This window comes from Cellulomonas sp. GTC20042 (assembly GCF_055389595.1).
On record NZ_AP043678.1, the window covers coordinates 1,210,748 to 1,222,084 of the forward strand.

The window sequence follows — 11,337 nt, forward strand, 5'->3', positions numbered from 1 at the left end:
GGCTCGGCGCCCTGCGGGGCGTGCGGCCAGGTGGGCTGGGCGGGGTGTTCCTCGGTCACGTGCGGTGAACCTCGCTCTCGAGCTGGTCGAGCCGACGGACCAGGGTCTCCAGGCCCGCGTCGGTGGTGGGCGGTGGGCCGTACAGCAGGTCGGCCACCTCGTCGGTGGTGCGTCCGCTGGCGCGGGCGACGGCGTCGATCACGTCGGTGGCGCCGGCGGAGCGGGGCAGGCCGAGGCGCTGGGCGCAGCGGCTGGCGGCTCCAGCGCGCAGGGCGGCGGCGGCGTGCCCGTGCGAGCGGGACACCCGGTACAGGCGTGCGCGTCCGCGGGTGGTCTCGGCGGCGCGCACGGTGACGGGGAGCCGCTCGACGACGACCCGGCCGAGGCGGCGCCCGCGCCACAGGGCGAGCGCAAGCACCACGACGAGCAGCTGGAGCCCGATCACGGAGACGACCGGCGGCACCCGCAGGCCCAGGTCGCCGGAGCCGGCGCCCTCGCCGCCGACGGACAGGTCGTCCAACGAGGGCACGTACCAGACCAGATCGTCGTGCCGGCCGAGCGCACGCAGCACCAGCGCGGCGTTCCCGGCGTCGTCGATCCGCTGGTTGGTGAGCATGCCGGGATCGGCGATCACGGTGACCCGCCGGTCGCCGTCGTCCTGCACGGCGTACAGCGCGGCGGGGGTCGCCTCGGCGGGGTCGAGGTAGCACAGCGTGACGCCGGTGGCGCCGGCACCGGCGACCACTCCGGTGCCGGCCGCGGAGATGGGGCCGGCGGCGAGCGCGTCGGGGTCCTCGCAGGCGGCGCCGACGAAGGCCGGGGTGGTGCTCCCGGTCCAGGCGCTGCGCAGGTCGGAGGTCAGGCTGAGCAGCATGGAGGGGGCGAGCAGCACCAGGTCGGCCTCGGTGCCGGCGACGGCCGCCGCCTGGTCGGTGCTGAACAGCCAGTCGCTGGTGACGAGCAGGGTGCTGCCCGCGGTGGCGGCGCGGGTCGCGTCGGCGGTGGTGCGCACGTAGGTGATGTGCACGCCCTGGCCCTCGAGAACCTGGGCGACGGCGCGCGCGCCCTGGTCGCCGGGGTTGTCCGGGGCGAGGGTGACCTGCGAGGTGACGGGCTCCGGCAGCACGGCCGCGAGCACGGCGACCAGCAGCACCCCGGCGAGGGCCAGCAGCCAGCGGCCGCGGCGCCAGCGTCGGCCGGCCCGGCTGCGCGTGGTGGTGCCGTCGCCGACGACGGTGACGGCGGTCATCCGGCACCGCCCGGTGCGCCCCAGCGCGCGCCGACGGCGGCCGGGGCAGCGGCGGAGGGACGGGTGCCGGCGACGCGGTGGTCCAGGTCGCGCAGCGTCTCGTCGTCCTGCCGGCGGGCGGCGAGGTCGCCGTAGACGACGTCGTCGAACAGCCGGCCGGCGCCGCGCAGGTCCTCGACCAGGGTGGGCAGCCGCAGGGCGGCGGCCTCGACGGCCTCGTGCGCGGTGACGCCGGGTCGCTCGTCCAGGATCGTGCGCTGCTCCAGGGCACGGACGATCGCACGGAACCGGTCGGCCACGGCGGTCGACCAGTCGCCCCGGGCGGCGGCGGAGTCGGCGGCGGCGCGCAGCTCGTCGGCGGTGCGCCGGTCGTCGCCGTCGAGCACGGCGCGGTCGGTGCCCCGGCTGCGGCGGGATCGTCGGACCGGTCCGGCGACCCAGAACGCGATCAGCGTGACGACCAGCAGCACGGCGACCACGACCACCAGGGCGCCGGTGCCGCTGATCGGCAGCCCGTCGGTGCCCTGGAACAGGTCGCGCAGCCACTCCAGGAACCGCTGGAGCAGGCTCGGTCGCTGGTGGTACACGGGGTCGGCGAGCTCACGCTCGATCCACGAGCGCGCCTCGTCGGCGTCCGGGACCACCGGCACGTCCGTCGGGAGGCGGCGCGAGATCACTGCGCGGCGTCTCCGGCGGCCGCGGCGCGGGCCAGCTCGACGTCCAGGCCCTCGCGGCGCATCCGGGCGTCGATGTAGGCCAGGGCCCAGACGCCCGCGCTGAACACGGTCGTGAGGGTGAGCGTGAGGATCGAGGTGACGCCGTTCAGCGCGATCGACGGGAACGTGGTCAGCATCGGGTCCTGGAACAGCAGGGTGGCGATCACCGAGACCGGGACGCTCAGCAGGCCGGAGACGACGAAGACCAGGATGTTGACCAGCAGGTACAGGCCGGTGAACCGCCAGAAGCTGCCGCGGGTCAGCCGCCAGGCGCGCCCGATCGAGGACCAGAAGCCGCCCCCCTCGAGCATGATCGCCGGGGCGACGAGCAGCGTGCGCACCGTGAACCACACGGCCAGCACGAGCATCGCGGCGACGCCGACCAGCACGATCAGGATGGACCAGGCGCTGTCGACCGCGACGGCGGCGGCGATGGTCGCGACCACGATCACCGCCACGCCGATCACCGCGACGAGCCCGGACAGCAGCGCGAAGCCGACCACCCAGAACAGGCGCTTGGCGGACCCGCGCAGCACCTCGCCGATCGTGGCGGTCCGGCCGATCACCGACCGGCTGACCGACAGGATCAGCAGACCGGTGAGCACCGTGGTCGCCAGCGAGATGAGCGGGGTGGTCAGCGCGCTGCCGAAGGAGCTGCCGGCGACGCCGAGCTGCTCCGAGATGAACATGCCGTCGGCCGAGGAGGGGCCGGTGAGCGAGGGGTCGAGCGAGGAGAACCAGTCGTTGAGCTCGTTGGCCACGATGGTCGCGATGTACCAGGTGAGCACGGACGAGATCGCCACGACGATCGTGACCACGCCGGCGGTCAGGCCGAACATCGTCTTCGGGTTCGCCCGGATCGCGCGGAAGGCGCCGTCGAAGATCTCCCAGATGCTCAGCGGCCGCAGCGGGATGATCCCGGGGCGGTACGCCTCCTGCTGGTAGGGCGTCTGGTACCCGCCGCCGGGGTAGCCGTAGCCGGGCGGGACCTGGCCGGGCTGCTGCCAGCCGGGCTGCCCGTAGCCAGCAGGGCCGGGCGCTCCGGGGGTGCCGGACCACGGGCCCGCGCCCCAGGCGCCGACCGGCTGACCGGCGGGCGGCACGGGCGCACCCGGCACCGGTCCGCCGGGCGGGACGGGCTGCACGGGCGCTGCGCTGCCGGGCGCCTGCCACCCGGCGGGGGCGTACTGGCCGTAGCGCGGCTCGGGCCTGGGCTCGCCGACCGGGGGCACGGCGCCCTGCCCGGTCGGGACCTCGGGGCGGCCCTCGTCGTGCGGCGTGGTCATCGCGCTCCCTCGGTCGGGGTCGTCGGTCTGCCCGCCGAACCCGCGGAGCAGGGCCGGGACGAGCATGGCTGCCGCCATCGTGCCACGTCCGTCCGCACCGCGGGCGCGCCGTCGGACGTTCCCCCGGACGGGTGCGGGGCGCGCCGTCGCCGCCGGTCAGGCCCGTCCAGTGCGATCATGGTGCGATGAAGGGACGCGTCCTGGTGGTCGACGACGACACAGCCCTGTCCGAGATGATCGGCATCGTGCTGCGCTCGGAGGGGTTCGAGCCCGTGTTCTGCGCCGACGGCGACGAGGCGCTCGACACGTTCCGCAGCACCCAGCCGGACCTGGTGCTGCTGGACCTCATGCTGCCCGGCAAGGACGGCACGGAGGTGTGCCGGCTGATCCGTGCGGAGTCGGGCGTGCCGATCGTGATGCTGACCGCCAAGGCGGACACGGTGGACGTCGTGCTCGGCCTGGAGTCCGGTGCCGACGACTACATCTCGAAGCCGTTCAAGCCCAAGGAGCTGATCGCCCGCGTGCGCGCGCGGCTGCGGCGCAGCGACGAGCCCGCCCCCGAGCACCTGCGGATCGGCGACCTGTCGATCGACGTCACCGGGCACCGCGTCACGCGCGACGGCGCGCCGATCTCGCTGACCCCGCTGGAGTTCGACCTGCTGGTGGCGCTCGCGCGCAAGCCGTGGCAGGTGTTCACCCGTGAGGTGCTGCTGGAGCGGGTGTGGGGCTACCGGCACGCGGCCGACACCCGGCTGGTGAACGTCCACGTGCAGCGGCTGCGCTCGAAGATCGAGGCCGACCCGGAGCGCCCCGAGATCGTGGTGACCGTGCGCGGCGTCGGCTACAAGGCGGGCGCGACTCCCGCGTGAGCGAGCCCGGGGGCGGGCGCCCGGCCGGGTCGGGCCGGAGCGCGCGGGCTGCCCGTGCCGCGCGGGCCTGGCGGCTGGCGACCGTGCGGGGCGCCCGACGGGCCCGTCGGCTGGCCCGGGTGTGGCGCACGTCGTTGCAGTTCCGCGTGCTCGGGTCGACCCTCGTGATCGGGCTGATCGCGCTGGTGGTGATCGGCGGGTACCTGTCGGTGACGGTGCGCGACGGCCTGTTCACCCAGCGGGTCGACCAGCTGCTCGACGAGAGCGCCCGCAGCGCCGCGCAGGCGCAGAAGACCTTCGACGCCTCGACGGCGACCACCGAGCCGGAGGTCCAGCTGCTGCTCAACGACATGGTCACGGCGTTGCAGTCCGGCGGCTCGGGGGAGCGGGAGGTGTTCCTGCTGCGCTCCCGGGGCCAGCAGGTCGCGATCCTGGTGCTCAGCGCCTCCACGGACTCCTCGCTGCTCGGGCTGGTCTCCGACGACCTGCGCACCGCCACCGCGGCCGGTGAGGGGCAGCGCTGGCAGTCGGTCGCCCTGCCCGGCACCGCCACGGCCACCGGCGAGCCTGAGCCCGCGGTGGTGGTCGGCCAGGCGGTGACGGTGCCCGCGGCCGGCAGCTACGAGCTGTACTTCGTGTACAGCCTCCAGGCCGAGCAGGAGCGGCTGGCCTTCCTCCAGGGCGTGCTGCTGATCGCCGCGGTGGCCCTGGTCGGGCTGCTGGTCGGGATGACCTGGCTCGTGACCCGGCAGGTGGTGCACCCGGTGCGGCAGGTGGCGCACGTCGCGGAGCAGATCGCGGACGGCGACCTCACCGAGCGGGTACCGGTGCGCGGCGAGGACGAGATCGCGCGGCTCGGCCGGTCCTTCAACGAGATGGCCGGCAGCCTCCAGGACCAGATCGAGCGGATGGAGAACCTGTCGGCGCTGCAACGGCGGTTCGTCTCGGACGTGTCGCACGAGCTGCGCACGCCGCTGACCACCGTGCGGATGGCCGGCGAGGTGATCTACGAGGCCAGCGACGACTTCGAGCCCGCGGTGCGCCGCTCCGCGGAGCTGATGCAGACCCAGCTCGACCGCTTCGAGGACCTGCTGGCGGACCTGCTGGAGATCAGCCGGTTCGACGCGGGCGCCGCGGTGCTCGACGCCGAGGCCCGTGACGTGCGTGACGTGGTGAACAGCGCCGTGGACCAGGCCGTGCCGCTGGCCGGGCGCAAGGGGACCTGGCTCTCGGTGCAGGTGCCGGACGAGCGGTGCGTGGCCGACGTGGACCCGCGCCGCGTCGAGCGGGTGCTGCGCAACCTGCTGGTCAACGCGATCGAGCACGCCGAGGGCACCGACGTCGTGGTGACGGTCGCGGCCGACCCGCAGGCGGTGGCGGTCACCGTGCGCGACCACGGCGTCGGCATGAGCCGCGACGAGGCCGAGCACGTCTTCGACCGGTTCTGGCGCGCCGACCCCGCGCGGGCCCGCACCACCGGCGGCACCGGGCTCGGCCTGGCGATCTCCCTGGAGGACGCGCACCTGCACGGCGGCTGGCTGGAGGCGTGGGGCCGTCCCCGCCAGGGCGCGAGCTTCCGGCTCACGCTGCCGCGCCGCGCGGGGATCGTGCTGACCTCCTCGCCGCTGCCGCTCGAACCTCCGGCGGAGCCGCAGGTCCCGCAGGCCCCGGTCGTGCGCGCCGGCGTCGACCCCGCGGCGCTGCCCACCCTGCCGGCGACCACCGGCTCGCTGGAGGTGGTCGAACGCGTCCGGCAGGCCCAGCGCGAGCGCGAGGACCAGATCCGCGAGGAGCGGGCCCACCAGGAACCCCCGACGGAGGAGCGGCGATGACGGCGACGACCGGGCACCACGGACCGTCCGCCGGGCCCCGGGCACGGGCCGCGCGCGCGGCGGCGCTGCTCGGTGCGCTCGCGCTGCTGCTCGCCGGCTGCGTCGCGATCCCGACCTCCGGGCCGGTGGGCGTCGGGGTCGACGACGTGTCGGACCAGGGGTCGATCGAGCTGCTGGGCGACCCCCCGCCGCAGGACGGCACCCCCGAGGACATCGTGCGCGGGTTCCTCGGCGCCGGTGCCGCGGGCTTCAACCGTTCCGCGGAGGCGGAGTCCGGCGACGACTTCCGGATCGCCCGCGAGTACCTGTCCGGCGAGGTCCGCCGCTCGTGGAACCCGCGCGAGCGCGTGGTCGTCTACGCCACCGCGTCCAGCCCGACCGTCACGCCCACCTCCGCCTCGCAGGTGGAGGTCCAGGTGCGGGTGTCTGCCCGGATCGACGCCGACGGCCGGTACTGGGCGGCCGGCCCCGACGCGGAGGAGACGTTGTCCTTCGAGCTGGTGCAGGACGACGAGGGCCAGTGGCGGATCTCCGGCCTGGAGAACGGCGTCGTGCTGTCCGAGCCCGTGTTCGAGGCGATCTACCGCTCCGCCACCCTGTACTTCCTCTCGCTCGACGGCACGTTCCTGGTGCCGGAGACCCGCTGGTTCCCGCTGCGGAACCTGGCGACCTCCATCGTCCGCGAGCTGATCGCCGGGCCGTCGGACTGGCTGCGCGACGCCGTGCGCACCGCCATCCCGGAGGGCGCGGTGCTCCAGCCGGACGCGGTCTCGGTCGACGACGACGGGGTCGCCACCGTCAGCCTGGCCGCCGGTGGTCTGCCGACCGAGATGGACGACCGCGAGCTCATGCTGGCCCAGCTCCAGGCCTCGTTGCGGATCGCGCGGGTGCGCAGCGTCGAGGTGTCCGCCGACGGGGTGGCCCTGGGTGCGCAGGCCGCCGACCTGGAGCGCGGGCAGGACGGGGGCGGCGCGCTGGAGATGATCCAGGACGACACGCTGGTGGACCTGGAGCAGTCCGAGCTCGTGCCGGTCGAGGGGATCGCCTCGCTGGCCGGCCTGGACGCGCACGATCCCGCGCGCGACGGATCCGGCGAGGTCCGCGTGCTGCTGTCCGGCACCGACACGCTGATGACGGTCCCGACGACCGACGCGCCCGCGCGCACGCTGCTCAGCGCCTCCGCCCTGGTCGCGCCCTCGGTGGACCGCCTGGGCTGGGTGTGGACGGCCTCGCGCGACGTCGACGGGTCGCTGCTGGCCGTGTCCGCCGACGCGGGGACGCGGATCGACGTCGAGGGCGACTGGCTCGACGGGCGCACCGTGCGCTCGATCCGGGTGGCCCGGGACGCCACGCGCGTCGCGGTGGTCTCCGCCGGTGCGGACGGGGTGCGGGTGGACGTCGCGGCGATCATCCGGGACGCGTCCGGCACGCCGCAGGCGCTCGGCGAGTCCTGGCGCACGGCGGTGAACCTGGTCGACGCGACCCGGGTGGTCTGGGTGGACGAGTCGACGCTCGGCGTGCTCGGCCGGACCGCGAGCGGCACCACGCCGGTGCTGCACCTGGTGCAGGTCGCCGGGCAGTCGCAGGCGCGGCCCGCGATCGTCGACCTGGTGGACATCGCGGCCGGCAAGGGCGAGGGCACGCTGTACGTGGTGACCGCCCAGGGGACGCTGTACGGGCGCTCGGGGTCGAGCTGGGCGCAGGTGGTCTCCGGCGTGCGGGACCCGTCCTTCCCGGGCTGATCGGGCTGCCCGGCGGTCGGGCTGCCGGGCTTCGGCCCGACCGACGACCGCGCGTCCGGGCCGGCCGACGATCGGATCGTGGATCGCCGGGCCCTCGGTCCCGCTCGGGGAGCGGGCGTCGAGCCGTCCACAGGCGCCCCGGGCCGTCGTCGTCCCCAGGAGCGGCTGTGCGGGGGTGCGGCGGCCGGCACCGGTCGCGCACCGTGGCGGCATGACCGCCGATCCGCACCGTGACCCCGCTGACCCCGCTGCCCGCGCGGGACCCGCCACCCCCGGTGCCCGCGCTGCGCTCGCCGCGCCCGGAGCGCCTGGTGCCCGTGGCGTCCTCGCCGTGCTCGTCCTGCTCGCGCGGGCCGCCCTGGATCTCGTGCTGCCCGTCACCTGCGCGGGCTGCGGCACCGGTGGCGTGCGGGTGTGCCCCGCCTGCGCGGCGGTGTGGTCGGCAGCCCCGCACCGGTGCGAGACCGGGGCCGCGCGCTGGGACTGGCTGGAGCCCGGCGGGCCGCCGCCGGTGTGGGCGCTCGCGGCGCACGAGGGCCGGGTGCGGCGGCTCGTGGTCGCGTGGAAGGACGGCGGACGCGCGGACCTCACCGGGTGGCTGTCCGCCGTCGGGCGCCGGGCAGGGCGCTGGCTCGCCGCCACCGGGCGGATGCGCGCGGCGACCGGGCTGCCCGACGCGCGTGCCGCGCCGGACCCGCGTGCCGCGCCGGACCCGCGTGCCGCGCCCGACGCGCGTGCCGCGCCCGACGCGCGTGCCGCGCCCGACGCACGGGCAGCGCCCGGGGTGCGCTCGCCGGCCGTGGTGGGCGCCCCGTCCTCGCCGGTCGGGCCCGAACCGCCGGACCCGCCCGCCCTGCTCGTCGTGCCCGCGCCCCCGTCGGCGTCCGGTGCGCGCCGACGGGGCGAGGACCTCGTCGCAGCGGTGGCGCGGGCGGTGGCCGACGGGCTGTCCGACGGCGGGCTGCCCGCCACCGGCGCCCGCGTGCTGCGGCTGCGCGGCGGCGGGCCGGACCAGGTCGGGCTCGGTGCCCGCGGGCGCTCCGCGAACCGTGCCGGACGGGTCCTGCTGCGCCCCGGCGGTGCCGTGCGGGTGGCGGGCCGGGACGTGCTGCTGGTGGACGACGTGCTCACCACCGGCGCCACCCTGGCCGAGTGCCGGCGCGTCCTGGAGCGCGCCGGTGCGCGCGTCCGCGGGGCGGTGGTGCTCGTCGTCACCCGGTCGCCCGGCACGCGGACCGGTCGGTTGGAAACACCCGGCGACCAGGGCTAGCGTGGGTCCCCAGACCACGGCGGCAGCGACGTCGCCGGATGGTCCGCACGTGTCGCGACGGGTCCGCCCGTCGGCGAGGAGGTGGTGCCGACGATCCGCCCCACGAGGGCGTTCCGCGCATGTCACCGGGCGGGATCACCCGCCCCCAGACCTCCAGGAGGTACCCCATGGAGATCGTCGTCGCAGGCCGTCACACCGACGTCCCCGAGCGGTTCCGGCGTCACGTCGAGGACAAGCTCGCCAAACTCGAGCAGCTCGCCCCCCGGGCGCAGCGCATCGACGTCGAGGTGACCCACGAGTCCAACCCCCGTCAGGCGGCCGCCGCCGAACGGGTCGAGCTGACCGTGGTCGGCAAGGGGCCCGTCATCCGGGCCGAGGCGTGCGCGGACGACCGGTACGGGGCGTTCGACCTGGCGATCGACAAGCTGTCGGAGCGGCTGCGCAGGGCACGCGACCGGCACAAGAACCACCGGGGCAAGGTGCCCACGCCCCCGGTGGACGTCCGTCCGTTCGAGCCGGAGCCGGAGCCCGTCACCTCGACGGTCACCGCCGACGGCGTCGTGGAGACCACGCTCGGCGACTCGCCCGTGGTGATCCGGGAGAAGATCCACGCCGCCCAGCCGATGACCATCGACGACGCACTGTACGAGATGGAGCTGGTCGGTCACGACTTCTTCCTCTTCGTCGACGCCGAGACCGCCCAGCCGTCGGTGGCCTACCGCCGGCGCGGCTGGAGCTACGGCGTGATCAAGCTCGACGCCGCCGTCGGAGCGCCGCTGGTGCCCGTCCAGGCCTGATCGACCGCCGGACGCCCCGTGCCCTCGTCGGGCGCGGGGCGTCCGTGCGCACGTCCGCGGTCCGGGGGCGGACGGACGGAGCCGGGCGCGCTCGGGCCTGTCGCGCGCCGAGAACGCGCCCGTGTGTGGGTGGTCACCGGCACGATGGCCCCATGACCTCCACGGACCCGGGGCCCCGCACCGTCGCGCCCACCGGCACCGCCCGCGCCGTCGGCACCGCCCACCGCCCGTCCGGCACGCTGTCGCTCTCGCAGGCCCGGCGGGTCGCGCTGCGCGCGCAGGGGCTCGACCGACCCCGGGCGGTCCGCGCGGGCGCGCCGACGATGCGCCAGTTCCAGCAGGTCGTCGACCGGGTGGGGCTGATCCAGATCGACTCGGTGAACGTGCTGGCACGGGCGCACCTGATGCCGGCGTTCTCCCGCCTGGGCCCCTACGACACGGCCCTGCTCGACCGGGCGTCCGGGCGCGCGCCGCGCCGGCTGGTCGAGACCTGGGCGCACGAGGCGTCCTTCGTGCCGCCGGAGACCTGGATGCTGCTCGGCTGGCGCCGGCGGGCCTACCTGGACCACGCCTGGGGCACGATCGCCGAGGTCCCGGTGCGCCACCACTCGCTCGTGGCCGACGTGCGCGCGGTGATCGCCGAGCACGGTCCGCTCACCGCGCGGGAGGTGCACGAGCGGGTCGGCGCCGACCACCCCCGGGCCACGGTGGAGTGGGGCTGGAACTGGTCGGCGTCCAAGCGCGTGCTGGAGTTCCTGTTCTTCACCGGGGAGGTGTCCTCGGCGCGGCGCAACGCGCAGTTCGAGCGCTGCTACGACCTGACCGAGCGGGTGCTGCCGCCCGAGGTGCTGGCGGCGGGGGAGCCGGACCAGCAGGAGGCGCTGCGCGCGCTGGTGACGATCGCGGCGCGGGCGCACGGGGTGGCCACCGAGCGCTGCCTGCTCGACTACTTCCGGCTGCGCGGGCCGAAGGCGCAGGCGGCGGTGGCCGAGCTGGTCGAGGAGGGGCGCCTGGTCCCGGTCTCCGTCGAGGGCTGGTCCCGCCCGGTGCTGCTCGACGCGGGGGCCGACCTGCCGCGGGCCGCGACCGCGCGTGCGCTGCTCAGCCCGTTCGACCCGCTGGTGTTCGAGCGCCGCCGGCTGAAGGAGCTGTTCGGGCTGCGGTACCGGATCGAGATCTACGTGCCGGAGGACAAGCGGGTGCACGGCTACTACGTGCTGCCGTTCCTGCGCGGGGAGCGGCTGGCGGCGCTGGTGGACCTCAAGGCGGACCGCAAGGACGGCGTGCTGCGCGTGCACGCCGCGCACCTGCCGGACCCGGTCGAGGGCGGGTCGGCGTCCGAGTGCGACCCGGCTCCCGGCGACGTGGCCGCCGACCTCGCGGCGGAGCTGCGGCTGATGGCGGGCTGGCTCGGGCTGGCGGACGTGGTGGTCGGTGACAAGGGCGGGCAGCCGCGCGGGTCGCTGGCGGCCACCCTGACGGCCGCCCTGCTCGCCGGATGAGCGGGTCCGGTCCGGCCTGATCTGCGCGGACCTCGTGCGGATCTCGGCGCGAGTTTGCTCCGGCCGCTCTCGCC

At 76.0% G+C, this 11,337-nt stretch carries 9 protein-coding genes; 6 read left to right on the forward strand and 3 right to left on the reverse strand.

Annotation, left to right across the window (positions count from 1 at the left end):
- Positions 1 to 55: 55 nt before the first annotated feature.
- From ACZ5HG_RS05630 to ACZ5HG_RS05640, 3 genes are read right to left on the reverse strand one after another with little or no spacing between them, the layout of a single operon-like run.
- Entirely contained in the window at positions 56 to 1,249 is a 1,194-nt protein-coding gene (locus ACZ5HG_RS05630; RefSeq protein ID WP_464180949.1) for a DUF4350 domain-containing protein, read from the reverse strand.
- Positions 1,246 to 1,926 carry a DUF4129 domain-containing protein gene (locus tag ACZ5HG_RS05635; protein ID WP_464180950.1) on the reverse strand — a complete coding sequence of 227 codons (681 nt, stop codon included), beginning with the start codon at positions 1,924 to 1,926 and terminating at the stop codon, positions 1,246 to 1,248. Before ACZ5HG_RS05635 ends, ACZ5HG_RS05630 begins: the two co-directional genes overlap by 4 nt.
- The gene (locus ACZ5HG_RS05640) at positions 1,923 to 3,329 is read right to left on the reverse strand and encodes a DUF7847 domain-containing protein (RefSeq protein WP_464180951.1); all 1,407 of its coding nucleotides are present in this window, start codon (positions 3,327 to 3,329) and stop codon (positions 1,923 to 1,925) included. The genes ACZ5HG_RS05635 and ACZ5HG_RS05640 overlap by 4 nt, the downstream gene beginning before the upstream one ends.
- A gap of 107 nt (positions 3,330 to 3,436) precedes the next feature.
- On the opposite strand from ACZ5HG_RS05640, the gene mtrA reads away from it, so the two are divergent.
- The 6 genes from mtrA (at position 3,437) to ACZ5HG_RS05670 (ending at position 11,263) form a co-directional block, all read left to right on the forward strand.
- Positions 3,437 to 4,120 (forward strand): MtrAB system response regulator MtrA, encoded by a 684-nt coding sequence (mtrA, locus tag ACZ5HG_RS05645; RefSeq protein ID WP_464180952.1) that lies wholly within the window; start codon positions 3,437 to 3,439, stop codon positions 4,118 to 4,120.
- Positions 4,117 to 5,952: an MtrAB system histidine kinase MtrB gene (mtrB, locus tag ACZ5HG_RS05650; protein WP_464180954.1), complete on the forward strand. Its 1,836-nt coding sequence runs from the start codon at positions 4,117 to 4,119 to the stop codon at positions 5,950 to 5,952. The genes mtrA and mtrB overlap by 4 nt, the downstream gene beginning before the upstream one ends.
- On the forward strand, positions 5,949 to 7,694 hold the full coding sequence (locus ACZ5HG_RS05655; RefSeq protein WP_464180956.1) for an LpqB family beta-propeller domain-containing protein: 1,746 nt from the start codon (positions 5,949 to 5,951) through the stop codon (positions 7,692 to 7,694). Before mtrB ends, ACZ5HG_RS05655 begins: the two co-directional genes overlap by 4 nt.
- 211 nt (positions 7,695 to 7,905) lie before the next feature.
- Complete coding sequence (locus ACZ5HG_RS05660) at positions 7,906 to 8,964, forward strand: ComF family protein (RefSeq protein WP_464180958.1); 1,059 nt, start codon at positions 7,906 to 7,908, stop codon at positions 8,962 to 8,964.
- Positions 8,965 to 9,131: 167 nt separating this feature from the next.
- On the forward strand, positions 9,132 to 9,761 hold the full coding sequence (gene hpf, locus ACZ5HG_RS05665) for a ribosome hibernation-promoting factor, HPF/YfiA family (protein ID WP_464180959.1): 630 nt from the start codon (positions 9,132 to 9,134) through the stop codon (positions 9,759 to 9,761).
- Between the two features lie 152 nt (positions 9,762 to 9,913).
- Positions 9,914 to 11,263 carry a winged helix-turn-helix domain-containing protein gene (locus tag ACZ5HG_RS05670; protein WP_464180961.1) on the forward strand — a complete coding sequence of 450 codons (1,350 nt, stop codon included), beginning with the start codon at positions 9,914 to 9,916 and terminating at the stop codon, positions 11,261 to 11,263.
- Positions 11,264 to 11,337 lie beyond the last annotated feature (74 nt).